The organism is Streptomyces sp. SP18CS02 (assembly GCF_036322365.1).
Taxonomy (GTDB): Bacteria; Actinomycetota; Actinomycetes; order Streptomycetales; family Streptomycetaceae; genus Streptomyces.
The window spans coordinates 1-17,982 of the sequence record NZ_JAQYXC010000280.1 but is presented as its reverse complement, the minus strand read 5'-3'; the positions used below and the strand labels follow the sequence as shown (position 1 = coordinate 17,982).

General features: G+C 73.0%; 9 protein-coding genes and 1 pseudogene. 8 read left to right on the top strand and 2 right to left on the bottom strand.

Annotated elements, in window-relative coordinates; translation table 11 throughout:
- The first annotated feature begins 28 nt into the window (after nucleotides 1-28).
- From PUR26_RS14285 to PUR26_RS14260, 6 genes are all read left to right on the top strand, one after another.
- Nucleotides 29-4,138, top strand: coding sequence for an Rne/Rng family ribonuclease (locus PUR26_RS14285; RefSeq protein ID WP_329872696.1), 4,110 nt, complete (start codon nucleotides 29-31; stop codon nucleotides 4,136-4,138).
- Between the two features lie 375 nt (nucleotides 4,139-4,513).
- Complete coding sequence (locus tag PUR26_RS14280) at nucleotides 4,514-5,632, top strand: DegT/DnrJ/EryC1/StrS family aminotransferase (protein ID WP_329872695.1); 1,119 nt, start codon at nucleotides 4,514-4,516, stop codon at nucleotides 5,630-5,632.
- On the top strand, nucleotides 5,629-6,654 hold the full coding sequence (locus PUR26_RS14275) for a Gfo/Idh/MocA family protein (protein WP_329872693.1): 1,026 nt from the start codon (nucleotides 5,629-5,631) through the stop codon (nucleotides 6,652-6,654). The genes PUR26_RS14280 and PUR26_RS14275 overlap by 4 nt, the downstream gene beginning before the upstream one ends.
- On the top strand, nucleotides 6,641-8,224 hold the full coding sequence (locus PUR26_RS14270; protein ID WP_329872692.1) for a glycosyltransferase family 4 protein: 1,584 nt from the start codon (nucleotides 6,641-6,643) through the stop codon (nucleotides 8,222-8,224). Before PUR26_RS14275 ends, PUR26_RS14270 begins: the two co-directional genes overlap by 14 nt.
- Nucleotides 8,208-9,839, top strand: a complete 1,632-nt coding sequence (locus tag PUR26_RS14265; RefSeq protein ID WP_329872691.1) for a glycosyltransferase family 2 protein — start codon at nucleotides 8,208-8,210, stop codon at nucleotides 9,837-9,839. Before PUR26_RS14270 ends, PUR26_RS14265 begins: the two co-directional genes overlap by 17 nt.
- On the top strand, nucleotides 9,836-11,119 hold the full coding sequence (locus tag PUR26_RS14260; RefSeq protein WP_329872689.1) for a nucleotide sugar dehydrogenase: 1,284 nt from the start codon (nucleotides 9,836-9,838) through the stop codon (nucleotides 11,117-11,119). The genes PUR26_RS14265 and PUR26_RS14260 overlap by 4 nt, the downstream gene beginning before the upstream one ends.
- Before the next feature lie 84 nt (nucleotides 11,120-11,203).
- Here PUR26_RS14260 and PUR26_RS14255 read toward each other — a convergent pair whose 3' ends face one another.
- On the bottom strand, nucleotides 11,204-13,699 hold the full coding sequence (locus tag PUR26_RS14255; RefSeq protein WP_329872687.1) for a glycosyltransferase: 2,496 nt from the start codon (nucleotides 13,697-13,699) through the stop codon (nucleotides 11,204-11,206).
- Nucleotides 13,700-13,908: 209 nt separating this feature from the next.
- On the opposite strand from PUR26_RS14255, the gene PUR26_RS14250 reads away from it, so the two are divergent.
- Both PUR26_RS14250 and PUR26_RS14245 read left to right on the top strand, forming a co-directional pair.
- The gene (locus PUR26_RS14250; protein WP_329872868.1) at nucleotides 13,909-15,234 is read left to right on the top strand and encodes a glycosyltransferase; all 1,326 of its coding nucleotides are present in this window, start codon (nucleotides 13,909-13,911) and stop codon (nucleotides 15,232-15,234) included.
- Nucleotides 15,231-17,360 (top strand): glycosyltransferase, encoded by a 2,130-nt coding sequence (locus tag PUR26_RS14245; protein ID WP_329872685.1) that lies wholly within the window; start codon nucleotides 15,231-15,233, stop codon nucleotides 17,358-17,360. Before PUR26_RS14250 ends, PUR26_RS14245 begins: the two co-directional genes overlap by 4 nt.
- Nucleotides 17,361-17,438: 78 nt before the next feature.
- Here PUR26_RS14245 and PUR26_RS14240 read toward each other — a convergent pair.
- Nucleotides 17,439-17,982 (bottom strand): annotated as a pseudogene (locus tag PUR26_RS14240) (glycosyltransferase family 39 protein); the annotation flags it as partial.

Sequence of the window (17,982 nt, the reverse complement as noted above, 5' to 3'; positions counted from 1 at the left end):
CCGGGAGCGTGACGGGAGAACCGCCCGCATGCTTGAGCCGAACGAATCCGGCACCGCCGGAACCGAGGACGACAACAACTCTCCGAGCGACACGCTGCCCCCGCGCCGCCGGCGCCGTGCGGCGTCGCGCCCCGCCGGGCCGCCGGCCGCCCCCCAGACCCCCGAATCCGCCGGGTCCGCCACCCCGGTGCCGCAGACCGAGGCCGCCGTGGAGGCCGCGCCGGTCGAGGAGGCGCCCGTGGCGCGTCCGCGTCGTCGTGCCACGCGCAAGGCGACGGCTCCGGCCGGTGCGCCGAAGGCCGCAGAGGCTCCCGTGGAGGAGTCCGCGCCGGTCGAGGCCCCGGTCGAGGAGGCCGCGCCGGTCGAGGAGGCGCCCGCGGCCCGTCCGCGTCGTCGTGCCACGCGCAAGGCGACGGCTCCGGTCGGTGCGCCGAAGGCCGCAGAGGCTCCCGTGGAGGAGTCTGCGCCGGTCGAGGCCCCGGTCGAGGAGGCCGCGCCGGTCGAGGAGGCGCCCGCGGCCCGTCCGCGCCGTCGCGCCACCCGTAAGGCGACCGCTCCGGCCGGTGCGCCGAAGGCCGCCGAGGCCCCTGCCGAGGAGACCGCCCCGGTCGAGGCCCCCGTCGAGGCCGAGGCCCCCGCCGTGGAAGCCCCCGCCGCCGAGGCGCCCGCCGACGAGGCCGAGGCCGCCCCTCGCGGTCGTACGCGTCGTCGTGCCACCCGCAAGGCGACCGCTCCCGCCGGTGCGCCCAAGGCCGCCGAGGCCCCTGCCGAGGAGACCGCCCCGGTCGAGGCCGCCGCTCCGGCCGTCCAGGCCGAGGCGCCCGCCCAGGAAGCCGCCCCCGTCGAGGAGGCGCCCGCGGCCCGTCCGCGCCGTCGCGCCACCCGTAAGGCGACCGCTCCCGCCGGCGCGCCGAAGGCCGCCGAGGCTCCCGTGGAGGAGACCGCCGAGGCCGTCGCGGAGACGGGTGAGAGCCTGCCCGCCGACACCGTCGCCCAGATGACCGCCCAGGGGGGCGAGGTCGCCGCGGCCGAGAAGGCCGCCACCCGTGGCCGCGCCCGTCGCCGGGCCGCCTCTCCCGAGTTCACCGCCGAGCCGGCCAGGGCGCCCGAGCAGTCCCGTGGCCGCCGCGCGGCACGCCCCGCCGTCGCGGTCTTCCAGGCCCCGGTCTTCACCGAGCCCATGTTCCAGACGCCGGAGACCGCCGCGGCGATGGCCGCCGCCGAGGCCGCCGGCCGTCGGCACGAGGCCGCCGAGGAGGTCGAGGAGGTCGAGGAGGTCACCGAGCCCGCCAAGGCCGCCGCACCGGTGGAGAGCGCCGAGAAGCCGGAGACCGGCGGCCGTCGCCGCCGTCGCCGCCGCGGCGAGCCCGCCGAGGCCGTCGAGCCCGCCCCGCAGGCCGCGCCGGCCGCCCAGGAGGCCGAGCCCGAGCCCGAGCCCGAGGCCGAGGCCGAGGCCGAGGAGATCGCCGCGGGCGAGGAGGGCGACGAGTTCGAGGACCGTCCCTCGCGTCGCCGCCGTCGCGGTGGCCGTCGTCGCCGTCGCGGTGAGACCGCGGAGGCCGACGAGGCCGGCGAGCAGGACGAGGCCGAGGCCGACGAGGAGGACGCCGAGCAGGCGGAGGACGAGGCCGAGGACGAGCACGACGCGGAGGACGAGCACGAGGGCGACACCCCCTCGGCCGCCGGCACGAGCAGCTCGCGCCGCCGTCGCCGTCGTCGTCGTCGCAGCGGTGACCTCGGCGGGGACGCCGACGGGGGCACCGACGACCCGGAGCGCACGATCGTCAAGGTCCGCGAGCCGCGTCCGGCCCGCGAGAAGGCCGAGCCGTCCGACGAGGTGCAGTCCATCAAGGGCTCGACCCGTCTGGAGGCGAAGAAGCAGCGCCGTCGCGAGGGCCGCGAGCAGGGCCGCCGCCGTGTGCCGATCATCACCGAGGCCGAGTTCCTGGCCCGCCGTGAGGCCGTCGAGCGGGTCATGGTCGTCCGCCAGAACGGCGAGCGCACCCAGATCGGCGTCCTCGAGGACAACGTGCTCGTCGAGCACTACGTCAACAAGGAGCAGGCCACCAGCTACGTCGGCAACGTCTACCTGGGCAAGGTCCAGAACGTCCTGCCTTCCATGGAGGCCGCCTTCGTCGACATCGGCAAGGGCCGCAACGCCGTCCTGTACGCCGGTGAGGTCAACTTCGAGGCGCTGGGCATGGCCAACGGGCCGCGCCGCATCGAGACCGCGCTCAAGTCCGGCCAGTCCGTCCTCGTCCAGGTGACGAAGGACCCGATCGGCCACAAGGGCGCCCGGCTGACCAGCCAGGTCTCGCTGCCCGGCCGCTACCTGGTCTACGTGCCCGAGGGCTCGATGACCGGCATCAGCCGCAAGCTGCCCGACACCGAGCGTGCGCGTCTGAAGACCATCCTCAAGAAGATCGTCCCCGAGGACGCGGGCGTCATCGTGCGCACCGCCGCCGAGGGCGCGAGCGAGGACGAGCTGCGCCGTGACGTCGAGCGGCTCCAGGCGCAGTGGGAGGACATCCAGCAGAAGGCGAAGAGCGGCAACGCCCCGACCCTTCTCTACGGTGAGCCCGACATGACCGTCCGGGTCGTCCGCGACATCTTCAACGAGGACTTCTCGAAGGTCATCGTCAGCGGCGACGAGGCGTGGGAGACCATCCACGGATACGTCTCGCACGTCGCCCCCGATCTGGCGGACCGGCTGCAGCGCTGGACGTCCGAGGTCGACGTCTTCGCGACGTACCGGATCGACGAGCAGCTCATGAAGGCGCTGGACCGCAAGGTCTGGCTGCCGTCCGGCGGCTCGCTGGTGATCGACAAGACCGAGGCGATGATCGTCGTCGACGTCAACACCGGCAAGTTCACCGGCCAGGGCGGCAACCTGGAGGAGACCGTCACCAGGAACAACCTGGAGGCGGCCGAGGAGATCGTCCGGCAGCTGCGCCTGCGCGACCTGGGCGGCATCGTCGTCATCGACTTCATCGACATGGTGCTGGAGTCCAACCGGGACCTGGTGCTGCGGCGACTGCTGGAGTGCCTGGGCCGGGACCGTACGAAGCACCAGGTGGCGGAGGTCACGTCGCTGGGTCTGGTCCAGATGACCCGCAAGCGGGTGGGCCAGGGCCTGCTGGAGTCCTTCTCCGAGACGTGTGTCCACTGCAACGGCCGTGGTGTCATCGTCCACATGGAGCAGCCGACCACCCCGGGTGGCGGCGGCAACGGCAAGCGTTCCAAGAAGCGCGGCCGCGGTGGCGCGGACCACACGCACGAGCACGAGCAGGTCGAGGCCCAGGCGGCCGAGGCGGAGGGCGAGAGCGAGGCGGAGGTGGCGGCGGAGCTCGCCGCCCCGGTGTCGCTCGCCGAGCCGCTGCCGGACACCATGGCGGCGGACGAGGAGCTGTACTCCAGCGCGGCGGAGGCCGAAGCGGCCGCCGGCCGTGGCCGCTCGCGTCGCCGTGCGACCCGCAAGGTGTCGGCACCGGCCGGTTCGCCGAAGCGGTCCGCCGCGCCGGTGGCGGAGCCGGTGTCCGAGCCGGTCGTCGAGGAGGCTCCGGTCGCCGTGACCCCGGCGGCCGAGGCGCCCGCCGAGGAGACCGCCGAGGAGACCGCCGTGGTCCGGGCACCCGTGGAGGAGGCGGCCCCCCAGGGCCGTACCCGCCGTCGGGCGACCCGCAAGGCGTCGGCCCCGGCCGGTTCGCCGCAGCAGGCCGACGAGGCCGCGGCCGTGGTCGTGGCCGACGAGCCGCAGCCCCAGGAGCCGGCCGTCGTGGAGCAGCCCGAGGCGCAGCCCGTCGCCGAGGAGGCCCCCGTGGCCGCCCCGCCCCGGGCCCGTCGCCGGGTGGTCCGCAAGGCCACCGCTCCCGCCGGTCCGCCCTCGGGCGCCGAGGAGGCCGCGGTCGTCGTGGTGAGCGGCACTCCGCAGGGTGACGCCGACGAGGCCACCGCCGAGGAGGCCGAGGAGGCCGCGCCGGCCAAGAAGACGGCGCGCAAGACCGCCAAGAAGGCCACGGCGAAGAAGGCCGCCACCAAGAAGACGGCGGCGAAGAAGACCGTGGCGAAGAAGACGACGGCCAAGAAGGCCGCCACCACCAAGAAGACGGCGGCGAAGAAGACCGCCGCGGCCGAGTAGCGGGGCAGCTCTCCGTGACCCCGGTCACGGAGGGCTGAACACTTCGTGAGCATCGTCCGAACGTTCCGCGTTCCGCCCCGGATTGCCCCGGGGCGGAACGGGGATTTCGTTTCGGAATCGATGCCTCCCCCTGTTAACGGGGCCCGAAATTGCCTTGGAAATTCCTGATAATGTGACGCCCGGTCGCTGCCGTGGGCGGGCCCCGCCCGTTCATCACGGCCGGTGACCGACCCGGTTCCGGGACAGACCGGTCCCAGCATTCCTCGGTAGGGCGTCGGCATCGCGCCGGAGGGGTACGCGCGGCCTCGAGAGACGTCCGCGGCACCCCAGACCTCTGCCACAAAGAGCTCTTGCGGTGTTCATAGGAGGACGTCCATGCCGAGCATCAACGAGCAGCCCATCCCCGCTGCCCGCCCGGTCATCGGTGAAGAAGAGATCGAAGCCGCCGTACGCGTACTGCGCAGCGGCCGTGTCGTGCAGGGCCCCGAGGTGGCCGCCTTCGAGGAGGGCTTCTCCGAGCTGGTCGAGGGGCGCCACTGCGTGGCCGTCAACTCCGGCACGTCGGCGCTCCACCTGCTGCTGATGGCGCTGAACATCGGCCCCGGCGACGAGGTGATCGTCCCCTCCTTCTCGTTCGCCGCCTCGGCGAACGCGGTCCGTCTGGTCGGCGCCGACGTCGTGTTCGCGGACATCGAGCCGGGCTCGTTCAACCTGGACCCGGCCGCCGTCGAGGCCGCCATCACCCCGCGTACCGCCGCGATCATGCCGGTCCACCTGTACGGCCACCCCGCCGCGATGGACAAGATCATGGCCATCGCCGACAAGCACAAGCTCGCCGTCGTCGAGGACGCCTGCCAGGCGCACGCGGCGGCTCTGAACGGCACCCCGGTCGGCGCCTTCGGCGCGGGCGGCACGTTCAGCTTCTACCCGACGAAGAACATGCACTCCCTCGAGGGCGGCATGATCTCCACCGGTGACGCCGAGACCGCCCGTACCCTGCGCCTCCTGCGCAACCAGGGCATGGAGCAGCGGTACGCGAACGAGATCGTCGGCGCCAACATGCGCATGACGGACGTCTCCGCCGCCGTCGGCCGGGTGCAGCTGGGCAAGCTGGGCGGCTGGACCGAGCAGCGCATCGCCAACGCCGCGTACCTCTCGGCGAACATCAGCGCGCCGGGCGTGGTCACTCCGATGGTCGCCGAAGGCGCGCGGCACATCTACCACCAGTACACGATCCGAGTACAGGGCGACCGCGACGCCGCGATGGCGAAGCTCACCGAGGCGGGCGTCGGCAACGCCGTGTACTACCCGACCCCTATCCACCGGCTGAAGCCGTACTGGGAGCCGGACCAGAAGGCGGGCCGCACCTGGGACCTGCCCGAGACGGAGAAGGCCGCCGCCGAGGTCGTCTCGCTTCCGGTCCACCCCTCGCTGACCCAGAACGACCTTGAGCGCATCGTGGCCGCCGTGAACGCGCTGGGAGAGAACCTGTGACTGCTGCTGGACTGCGGGCCGGCCTGATCGGCCTCGGCTCGATGGGGCGCCACCACGCCCGCGTACTGGCCGGCCTGGACGGCGTCCAGCTCGTCGGTGTCGTCGACCCGATGGGCGACAAGAACGGCTGGGCCCAGGGTGCCCCCGTGCTGTCGACCGTCGAGGAGCTGATCACCCTCGGAGTCGACTACGCCGTGGTGGCCTGCCCGACGGCGCTGCACGAGGAAGTCGGCCTGAAGCTGGCCGAGGCCGGGATCGGCGCGCTCATCGAGAAGCCGGTCGCGGACACCGTCGAGGGCGCCCGCCGGCTGGTCGAGGCCTTCGAGTCGCGCGGCCTGGTGGCCGGTGTCGGCCACATCGAGCGCTGCAACCCCGCGCTGCGGTCCCTGCGCACCCGGCTGGAGGCCGGCGAGCTGGGCGACGTCTACCAGGTCGTCACCCGCCGCCAGGGCCCCTTCCCGCACCGCATCGCCGACGTCGGCGTGGTCAAGGACCTCGCGACCCACGACATCGACCTGACGGGCTGGGTGACGGGGCAGCAGTACACCTCGATCGCCGCCCACACGGTGTCGAAGTCCGGCCGCCCGCACGAGGACATGGTCTCCGCCGTCGGTCAGCTCTCCGACGGCACGATGGTCAACCACCTCGTCAACTGGCTGAGTCCGCTGAAGGAGCGATTCACCTCGGTCACCGGTGAGAAGGGCTGCTTTGTCGCGGACACCCTCACCGCCGACCTCACCTTCTACTCCAACGCCGCCGTGGCGACCGAGTGGGAGGCGCTGCGGGCGTTCCGCGGCGTGTCCGAAGGCGACATGATCCGCTACGCCATCCCGAAGCGCGAGCCGCTCCTCGTCGAGCACGAGCTCTTCCGCGACGCGATCCTCGGTGAGTCGAGGGACATCTGCACACTGCGTCAGGGTCTGCGTACGGTGGAGGTGGCCGCCGCGGTTCTGGAGTCGGCCTCCAGTGGCACCACCGTCACGTTCGCGGCCCAGGACCGGACGGAAAATGGCACCCGATAACAGTGATGTCGTTGCGCGGGCCCGCAAGGGCCCGCGCGGCCGGATCGTCATGCTCGTCGACAACGGCGTGCACGGCGACTCCCGGGTACAGAAGCAGGCGAGCTCGGCGGCCGCGGCCGGCTGGGACGTCATCCTGCTGGGCAAGCTGACCGGCAGGGAAGAGCAGGACACCTGGAAGCTCGGCGACGCCGAGGTCAGGCTCGTTCGGGTGAAGTCGAAGATGTCGACTCGTCCCGGCGACCTGCGCGGTGCCCCGCTGCGCCGGCCGCTCGCCTACTCGTCGGACCGCGTCGCCGCGTTCCGGCAGCAGCAGGTGAAGGCGTGGCGCGCGGACCTGAGGGTCCGTGGGGCCGCGCTGAAGGCCGGGGAGGACCGGTCGCTGCTCGGACCGGCCGCCGGCCGGGCCTGGCTGGCCGTGCCCCGGGCCGCCGCCAGGGCGACGTCCCGCTGGGTCGCGCTGCGCAACCGCGAGACCCGCAAGCTGCGCAACATCCGGCGCACCCGCTCCACGCCCCTCGACAAGGCGACCACCGCCTTCTGGCTCAAGACCATGGGCGACCGCGCCTGGCGACGGCTCGACCCGGGCGTCTGGGACTTCGAACTGGCCTACGGGCCGGTCATCGACGAGCTGAAGCCCGACATCATCCACGCCAACGACTTCCGGATGCTGGGCGTCGGCTCGCGGGCCGCGCTGCGCGCCCGGGCCGCCGGCCGCCGGGTGAAGCTCGTCTGGGACGCCCATGAGTTCCTTCCCGGAGTGCGCTCCTGGGCCAACGAGCGCAAGCTGCCCGCGATGGTGGCGTACGAGCGGGAGCACGCCAAGTACGCCGACGCGGTGATGACCGTCTCCGGCGGCCTCGCCGATCTGCTGCAGAAGTCGCACAACCTGCCCGAGCGGCCGGCCGTGGTGCTCAACGCGCCCGACGCCGAGGCCACCTCGCGGTTCACGGACGAGCCGGTCCCCGACGTCCGCGCGCTGTGCGGCATCGGCCCGGACGTCCCCCTGCTGGTCTACAGCGGCCTGGCGGCCCGTCAGCGGGGCCTGGGCATCATGGTCGAGGGACTGACCGAGCTGCCCGAGGCGCACGCCCTGTTCGTGGCGAGCAGCCCCGAGCTCCCGTACATCCAGGAGCTGATGGCCCGCGCCGAGGAACTCGGCGTCCGCGACCGGGTGCACGCCGTGCCGTACGTGCCGCACTGGCAGGTCGTGCCCTTCCTCAGCGGCGCCGATGTGGGGGTCATCCCGATCCACCACTGGCCGAACCACGAGATCGCGCTGATCACCAAGTTCTTCGAGTACTCGCACGCCCGGCTGCCGCTGGTGGTCAGCGATGTGAAGACGATGGCCGAGGTGACCCGGGAGACCGGCCAGGGCGAGGTCTTCAAGGCCGAGGACGTCGCCGACTACGTACGTGCCGTCCGGGCCGTGCTCGCCGACCCCAAGCGGTACACCGCCGCCTACGAGGTCGAGGGACGGCTGGACGAATGGACCTGGGAAGCCCAGGCCAAGGTTCTCGATGAGGTCTACACCCGACTGATGCAGGGAGCGGGGGATGGCAGGAACCCCTGACGTCAGCGTCGTCGTCGCCGTCTACAACACCATGCCGTACCTCACCGAGTGCCTGAACTCCCTCGTGGGACAGAGCATCGGGCTGGACCGCCTGGAGATCGTGGCCGTGGACGACGGCTCGACCGACGACAGCGGCCGCGAACTCGACCGTTTCGCGGAGAAGTACCCGGACACCGTCAAGGTGATCCATCAGGAGAACTCCGGTGGCCCGGCCGCGCCCAGCAACCGGGCCCTGGACGTCGCCTCCGGACGGTTCGTCTACTTCATAGGCTCCGACGACTACCTCGGCGAGGAGGCGCTGGAGCGGATGGTGACCTGCGCCGACGAGCACGGCTCGGACGTCGTGGTCGGCAAGATGGTCGGCACCAACGGCCGGTACGTCCACCAGGCGCTGTACAGGAAGAACGATCCGGACGTCAGCCTGTACGACTCGGCGCTGCCCTTCACGCTGGCCAACACCAAGCTGTTCCGGCGCGACCTGGTCGAGCAGCACAAGCTGCGCTTCCCCGAGGACATGCCGGTCGGTTCCGACCAGCCGTTCACGATCGAGGCGTGCGTCCGGGCCCGGAAGATCTCGGTCGTCGCCGACTACACCTGCTACTACGCGGTGAAGCGCGGAGACGCCTCCAACATCACCTACCGGGCGAACCACCTCGCGCGACTGCACTGCGTCAGCGAGATCATGAAGCACGCGGCCGGCCTCATCGAGGCCGGGCCGCGGCGTGACGCCGTCTTCCAGCGGCACTTCACCTGGGAGCTCGCCAAGCTCATCCAGGAGGACTTCCCCTCCCTGGACGGAGAGACCCGGCGCGAGGTGTGCGCGGGCATCGCCCGGCTCGCCGACGAGTACTTCACGGAGCCCATCCGTGACGCGCTGGACGTGAAGCGCCGGGTACGCATCGGGCTCGCGCAGCGCGGTGCCGTGGACGAGCTGGTCAGGGCCATCGCCGACGAGACGGAGCACGGCGCGCCGCCGCTCCTGCTCGAGGACGGCCGGGCCTTCGTCCGCTACCCGGGCTTCCGGGACGGCGGGCTGGACCTGCCGGACCGGCTCTTCGAGATCATCGGCGAGTCCGTGCCCCGGCAGCTGGCCGGCGGTACCGCCCTGGTCGCGGCCGACTGGGAGCAGGACGGCGAGCGGATGGCCGTCTCCCTCGCGGTCCGGGTGCCGGTCACCGGCGACACCGGCTCGGCCGTGCTGCGGCTGGCCGGCAAGGCGATGCCCAAGAGCGCCGACAAGCCGGGCGCCCGCCGGCTGCCGGTGGGAACCGAACTCCCCGCCCCGGCGGGGGAGCTGACCCGCGAGGAGACGGCCGACGGCACCGCCACGGTGCTGCGCGCCCGCGTCCCCGTGCAGCCGAGCAGGGCCAAGCTCGGCGTCCGCGTCTACCTGGACGTGGCAGGCTCGACGTACGAGATCCCGGTGCCGACCCGCGGCCTGCCGCTGCCCCTGGCCCGGCGGTGGCGGGAGAGGATCCCGTACCGGATCTCCGCCAACGCGAACCCCAAGGGGCGGTTGGTGATCACCACGGCTCCGCTCTGGGAGCCGTCGCACGGCGTGGGCAAGCGACTGCGCCAAATGATGTCCCGTGTGAAGAGGAAACTGACCCGATGAATATCTGTGTAGTCGCGCTCGGAAAGATCGGCCTGCCGCTCGCGGTGCAGTTCGCCGCCAAGGGCCACAAGGTCATCGGCGCCGACGTCAACGAGAAGGTCGTCGAGCTGGTCAACGCCGGTACCGAGCCCTTCCCCGGCGAGCACGACCTCGACGTCAAGCTCAAGCAGACCGTCGACGCCGGGCTGCTGACCGCGACGACCGACACCACCGCCGCCGTCGCCCAGTCCGACGCCGTCGTGGTCGTCGTCCCGCTGTTCGTGGACGCCGAGGGCACGCCCGACTTCGGCTGGATGGACTCCGCCACCAAGGCCATCGCCAAGGGTCTCAAGCCCGGCACCCTCGTCTCCTACGAGACGACCCTGCCGGTCGGCACCACCCGCACCCGCTGGGCGCCGATGCTCCAGGAGGGCTCCGGCCTGACGCCGGGCGAGGACTTCCACCTGGTCTTCTCCCCGGAGCGGGTGCTCACCGGCCGTGTCTTCGCCGACCTTCGCCGCTACCCCAAGCTCGTCGGCGGCATCGACGAGGCGTCCGCCAAGCACGGCGTCGAGTTCTACGAGGCGGTGCTGGACTTCGACGTCCGCGAGGACCTGCCGCGCCCCAACGGCGTCTGGGACCTGGGCACCGCCGAGGCCTCGGAGCTCGCCAAGCTCGCCGAGACGACCTACCGCGACGTCAACATCGGCCTGGCCAACCAGTTCGCCCGGTTCGCCGACCAGAACGACATCGACGTCAAGAAGGTCATCGAGGCCTGCAACTCGCAGCCCTACAGCCACATCCACCAGCCGGGTATCGCCGTCGGCGGCCACTGCATCCCGATCTACCCGCGGATGTACCTGTGGAACGACCCGGAGGCGACCGTCGTGCGCTCGGCCCGCGAGGCCAACGCCGCGATGCCCGAGTACGCCGTCGACCTGCTGGCCGCCGCCTACGGCGACCTGACCGGCGTCAACGTGCTGGTGCTCGGTGCCGCCTACCGCGGTGGCGTCAAGGAGACCGCCTTCTCCGGCGTCTTCCCGACCGTCGAGGCGCTGAAGGCGCGCGGCGCGGTGCCGTTCGTCTCCGACCCGATGTACACCTCCGAGGAGCTCGCCGCGCACGGCCTCACCCCCCACCAGGGCGAGAAGGTCACGGCCGCGATCCTCCAGGCCGACCACGCCGAGTACCGCGAGCTGACCCCGGCCGACCTGCCGGACGTCACCGTGCTGGTCGACGGCCGCCGCACCACCGACCCGGCCGCCTGGCAGGGCGTGCGCCGCGTCGTCATCGGCGGCTGATCCGACGGATCCGTACGGCAGAGGCGGTGCCCCCGGCCGGGGGCACCGCCTCTGCCGTGTCCGCCGGGAAGAGCGGCCGGCCGGTCAGCTCAGGAAGTCGGCGAGGACCGCGGCCGTCCGCGTCCCGTCGTGGTACTTCCGGGCGAAGCGGGCCGAACGCTCGCCCAGCAGCGCCGTCGCGTGCCGGTCGTCGAGCAGCGACTCCAGGGCGGTCCGCAGGCTGTCGGGAGTGGCGTTGACCACCGGATTGTCCTCGCCCAGCGCCTCGGCGACCGTCTCCGTGAGGTACGCGACGACCGGCTTGCCCGCCGCCATGCCCTCGCACGCGAAGGTGCCGTAGCTGCCGATCGCGAACTGGTCGACGACGATGTCCGCGTCCTTCACCAGCTCCCGCATCTCCGTCCAGTCGACCTGCTCGGCCAGCCGGAACTCGATGACGCCCCGGTCGTGCAGCTCCGTCAGCACCGGCAGAGCCCGGTCCGTGCCCTTGGTCCAGCGCTTCGAGGGGGCGTGCAGCACCACCGGCCGCTCCCGCTCCATCACCGGCCGGTCGCAGGCGAACGCGTCCACGTCCACCACCAGCGGCGCCCACCTCGCCGACGGCAGGTCGTCCAGCAGGTCCGGGGTGGTGACGAACGACGGCAGACCGAACCGCTCGGCCGTGGCGCGGTTGCGCTCGGCGACCTTCGTCAGGCGGTCGACCATGCCCTCGGGCGCGTCGTGGAAGAGGGAGTGCGCCACCCGGTCCATGTGGTGCAGCGGATGGCGGATCTCGCTGCCGTGGGCCAGCAGCGCCACCTTGATGCTGGTGCGCAGCAGCGCCGGCAGGTCGTCCTCCAGGTGGCTGCCGTTGAGCCGGCCCAGGACCGGCAGGAAGGCGTCGGCCAGCACGTGCGTGTAATTGCGGAAGACCCGCTCGGCCTGCTCCAGCATGACGGTGAGCCGGCCCAGCTTGGAGCTGTCGAGGTAGATGTCCGCCGGGTAGTTGAAGGTGCCGGGCGCGGTGGCCATGAACACCTGCGCGGACACGTCGGGCCTCGTACGGCACACGGCGTGGGCGAACGAGGCGAGCTGCCCCGCGTAGTTCGCCGGGCCCAGACCCAGCCGGACCGGCGTCTGCCGGGTCAGCGGCGTCCAGGTCGGCAGCGGACGCGCGGGCCTGGCGTCCGCCTTCGGTACGGGGACGGGCTCGCCGTCCCAGCCCAGCTCGGGGCGCGGGGAGAGGGCCGGGCCGCCGGCCAGCTCCCGGTAGAGATCCAGCAGGGGCCGCACCCGGTGCTCCCAGGTGGCGGTCCGCCGGGTGTCCTCACCGGTCCGGCGCTCCGGGTCGACGGCGGCGGAGAGCGCCTTGGCGAGGTCGGTGGGGCCCGCCCCGCACGCGTCGACGACCGGCAGCCCGGCCTGCGTGTACAGGGAGCCCAGCAGGTCGCGGGCCGGCTCGTCGCCCGCCGCGCAGGCGCACGACGCGACAGCCGCGTCGGCCGACGCCAGAAAGGAGGCCGTGAGGCCGGGCGGCGGCGAGGCCGGGGTGTGCACCCGGTCCCGTACGTCCCGCTTGTCGGCGAGCGCCAGCACCGCCTCGGGCACCTCCGCCGCCGACACCAGCGCGAGGTGGTGCTCGGGCAGCTGCGCCAGCGCCGCGAAGACGGTCTCCAGGTGGTGTCCGTCGAGAGCGCCCGCGTACACCCACAGCGGTCCGGCGCCGTGCAGCCCGCACAGGTTGCGCACGGCGGGCAGCGGCTTGCCGTCCGTCGCGGCGGGAGCGGGCAGCGCCTCGCGCACGACCAGGGGGCTGCCGGGCACCTGCTGGGCGAGCCGTTCGGTCGCCGCCGTCAGCGCGTCGGCGCCGCCCGCGAACTCCCGTTCCAGCGAGCGGTAGGCGCTGGCGCGCCGCTCCGGCGAGAGGTCGGCCTCCTCCGTGGCGGAGGAGATGTCGTACAGCCACCGGGTGCGCACGCCCCGCGCCCGCAGCCGGGCCGCGCTGAGCGCGGCCGTGGCCAGCAGCGACACGTCGTGGACATGGACGATCCGCGGCTCCAGCTTCTCCAGCTCGCCGCCCACCGCCAGGTCCTCGTCGAGCAGGACGGGCCAGTCGACACGCCAGTCACCGGTGGGCGCGTCCGCCCTCAGATCCTGACGGCCCTCCCAGCGGTACACGCGCACCCGCATCCGGTGCACCTCGCGCCGCATCCGTATCCACGCCTTGGCCCCCTGCCGGGCGGGCGCCCCCAGCGAGCCGGCCCGGGCGGTGGACTGGCGGACCCAGGCTCCGTGCCCGGCCTGGAGACGGCCGAGCTCGCCCGACGCGGTCAGCCCGTACTGGGTGATCATGCGGCGGAGCCGGTGGCCCTTGGCGCGCTGCGCGGCGCGGTCCCGCAGGGCGGTGCCGACGGGGACCCGGACGACCTGGACAGGCCCGAAGGCGGACCGTTCCACCTCCGTGCCCGTGCCCGGTGCGAGGATCGTGACGTCCCAGCCGTCCCGTGCTGCGGCGACCGCCGTCCGTCCCGTGCGGGAATCGACGGCTGTGTCGGGACCGGCCAGGATGACCAGCCGGGACGGTTGAGCGGACTGCGGCATCAAGACACTCCCGGGGAACTGTCCCGCCCGATGGCGGCGGTGGGGGGCGGCCGACCGGCCATGAGGGGGCCTTGACGGGGCCCCGCGGCCGTGGCCGGCGCGCAATCCTGCCATGCTAGCGTTTTCGGGTGTCTACCATCCCTGCTCCCAAGCATGTGATCTACCTGGCGATCGGGTTCCCGCCCGCCGCGAAAAGTTGCGCCTACCGGATGCGGGAAACCGCCAACCAGTTCATCGCACAGGGCTGGGACGTCACGGTGGTGACCATCGCCGACGAGTCCTGGGAGCGGGACTTCGGCCTCGACCACACCCTCTCCGAGCGGGTCGACCCGCGGGTGCGCATCGTGAAGCTGCCGCTCGTGCGCGAGGACCTGGAGACCGACATCCGGCTCTTCTCCGAGGACCGCGCGCTGCGGCCGGTCCAGTGGGCCGCCGCGTACCGCAAGAAGGGGATGAAGGACTTCCCCGAGCCGATCTACGGCGGATGGAAGGCCGACCTGGAGCGGGCCGTCACCCGCATCCACCGCGACCGGCCCGCCGACCTGGTGCTGGCGACCTGCGTGCCGTACGTGAACATGGCCGCCGCCCTGCACCTGTGGGAGACCCAGCGAGTCCCCTACGCCATCGACTTCCGCGACGGCTGGTCCGTCGACGTGATCGGCGCCGGTGAGGCGTTCGCCCCCGACTCCTTCTCCGGCCGGTGGGAGCGCAAGGTGCTGAGCCAGGCACTGTCGCTGTGGCTGGTCAACGACCCGATCGCCGACTGGTACCGCGAGCGCCACCCCGACCTCGCCGACCGCTTCCACGTGGTGCGCAACGGCTACGACGAGGACAGCGTCCCGGCGACGACCCGCACCCCGGACCCCGAGGCCGGCCTGACCTTCGGCCACCTGGGCGTGGTCACCTCGCCGCCCCGCATCCTCAAGGCCGTCCTCGACGGATGGCGCATCGCCCGCGAACGCGACCCGCTGGTGGCCCGCTCGCGCATGGAGATCCGGGGCCAGATCGGCTCCGGCGCGGCCCGTGAGGCCAACGCGCACATGGAGATGATCCGCCAGGCCCACGCGCAGGGGCAGGCGGTCTCCTTCGGCGGACCCGCCCCCAAGGCCGAGGTCCCCGACATCTTCGCGAGCTGGGACGTCCTGCTGCTGATGATCATGGGCGGTAAGTACATGACGTCCGGCAAGGTGTACGAGTACGCGGCGACCGGCCTGCCCGTGATGTCCGCGCACGCCGTGGAGCACGACGCGACCACCGTCATGACCGGCCACCCGCTGTGGACCGGCGCCTTCGGCTTCGACGAGGAGGCGCTCGCCGGCGCCTACATCGACGCCGCCCGGATCGCCGTCGAGGCGACCGACGAGGACCGCGCCGCGGCCCGCAAGCACGCCGCGCAGTACGCACGCGCCACCCAGATGGGACCGGCCGTACGCCGCCTGATCGCCCGGGTCGACCCGGGTGCCACGCAACTGGGGGAGCCCGGAGTGTCGTCTCCGTCCTCGAGCACGCACGAGGTGGAGGACCTCTCGGCATGACCCATGTACTCCTGATCGCGGGCGCCCTGCCGCAGCCCGCGGTCCTCAAGGCATCCCTGGAGAAGTTCCGGGCCGCGGGCGCCACCGTCGAACTGGTGGGTCTCTTCGCCGGCGCGGACATCGAACCGGGCCTCGGCCTCGGCGGGCTCCGCTCGCTGACCGAGGCGGCCGCCGAGCGCGGCCCCCAGTTCGAGAAGAGGGTCGCCAAGCTCGCCGGACCCCGCCGCATCTGGGCCTGCGTCGAGCAGGACCGCCAGGTCCGCCGGTACGGGCGCCGGGCCCAGGTCCTGGTCGCCCTGGACGCCCCCGCCGTGTACGCGGTGTGGCGCCTGGCCCAGCGCAACCGGCGCGCCGACGCCGTCTTCGGCATCGCCCCGGCCCTCAAGGCCCTCGAAGCCCGCCGTGAGCGCCCCGTGCACTACGCGCTGCGCGACGCCGCCCGCAGCGTCCCCTCCCCGGTGGTCGCCGCCCGCTCCACCAAGCGGGCCGCACGCCGCGGCGCGGGCGCCGCACTGCGCCGCGCCTCCTCGCCGGCCGTCATGCGCACCGCGCTCGGTGCCAAGGCCTGGCGCAGCGCGGTCGTCGCGCCCAAGGTGCCCGACCGGCTGCGCGCCAAGCTCGCCCGCCGGGTCAGCACCAGCATGGCGAAGGGCGGCCGCAAGGCGGGCGCCACCATGGTGCTCAACGCGGCCGCCCAGCACACCGCCAACCGCGCGCTGCGCGCCGACCTGCTCGCCGAGGCCGCCCGCGCGGACCTGGCGCGCGGGCACGACGACACGGCCCTGCGGTCCACCGCGTACCAGGCCGCCCTCGCCCTGGCCGACCAGCGCTACAAGAAGGGCGACGCGAAGAACGCCGCGGCCTCCCTCTCCTCCGCGCTCACCCTGGCCTTCCACCGGGCCATCCACTTCGACGGGCTCACCTCGCCGCTCGCCGACGACCCGGCCGCCTACCTCGCGCCGTTCCGCGCCTCGGCCGCCTTCACCGCCCTGAGCGCTCCCCGCGGCCGCACCGCGCCCGCCGCGCCGGCGCCCACCGGACGCCCGCTGCGGCTGCTCGTCACCACCTACTCCAACGCCAACTTCCTCCAGCCCATCCGGGACCGCTACGACGGCCACCCGGGCGTGGAGATCCGCTTCCTCGACCTCAAGGAGGACGAGACGCTGCGGCCGCTCGCCAAGGGCGGACAGCGGATGATGGAGTACGCGCTGGGCGGCCAGAAGGCCTTCGGCGACCAGGTCGAGCAGGCCCTGCGGCCGCACCTGGACTGGGCGGACACCGTCTTCGTCGACTGGTGCACCAACGCCGCCGCGCTCTTCACGCTGGTCGACCCGGGCAGCACCCGGATCGTGGTCCGGCTGCACAGCTACGAGGCCTTCACCTTCTGGCCGCACCTCGTCGACCTCTCCCGCGTCGACGACATGGTCTTCGTCGGCGACCACCTGCGCGACCTGGTCGTGGAGACCCTGCCGGGCCTGGCCGGTCCGGACGGGCCCGGCCTGCACGTCATCGCCAACGCCATGGACCTGGAGCGCTTCCAGCGCGACAAGACCGGCGCCGACGCCCGCTTCACCCTGGGCCTCGTCGGCGTCAGCGCCGTCGCCAAGGACCCGCGCTGGGCCCTGGACGTGTTGCGCCTGCTGCGCGAGCGCGACGAGCGCTACCGCCTCGTCGTCATCGGCAACGGCCTGGACCGCAAGGCCAGCGCCGCCGCCCGCGCCTACGACGACCTGCTCCAGCGGGACCTCGCGGAGCTGTCCGACGCCGTCGAGCTGGTCGGCCGCACCGAGGACGTCCCGGGCGCGCTGAGGGGGGTCGGCGTGATACTGAGCAGCTCGGTGCGCGAGAGCTTCCACTGCGGCCTGGTCGAGGGCGCCGTCAGCGGTGCGCTGCCGGTGGTGCGGGACTGGCCGTTCTTCGCCGGCAAGGACCACGGCGCCCGGACGCTGTTCCCGGCCGACTGGGTGGTCACCACGCCGCGCGAGGCCGCCGACCGGATCCTCGCGCTGACCGCCTCCGAGGACGCGTGGACCGAGGCGACGGCCACGGCGGCCAAGCACTCGCTCGCCACCTGGGACTGGTCGGTGATCAGCCCGCAGTTCGACCGGTTGCTGCTGGGCGACTGACGCACGGCACGGCGGACACGAAGAGGCCCGGGCTCGTCTGAGCCCGGGCCTCTCGTCGTTCGTCGGCGGACCGTCAGGTCAGGGGGAGTGGGTCGAGACCGTCAGCAGATAGGTCCCGTACGCGCTGGAGATCAGCGTGGCGCCCGCCAGGATGGTGCAGACCACCACGGGCCGCGCTCTGGCCAGCGGCTTGGCCAGCGGGATCAGCAGGATGAAGGCGGGGATCAGGAACCGCGCCTTGGAGTGGAAGTACCCGGCGCCGCCGATGGTGATCAGCAGGATCATCACCCCGTAGATCAGCAGCGGGGCGGGCTGACGCTGGAGGACGCAGATCAGCAGCATGACCACGGCCACGGTGACGGTGGCGGCGATGACCACCGCGTCCAGGACGACCGTGGGCCGCGTGAAGACCTGGGCCATCCGCTCCAGGGTGTACCGGCCGCCGTCGAAGGACGTGCCCCACCGTTCCTGCACCTTGAGATAGCCGTCCCAGCTGCCGGCGCGGTAGCCGACCCAGCCGAACCAGGCGAACCAGCCGAGGGGGGCGACGAGGACGGTGGTGACGAGGCGGGCGACGGGCCGCTTGCCGTCGGGTCCCGGCCGCCACAGGGTGTAGAGGGCG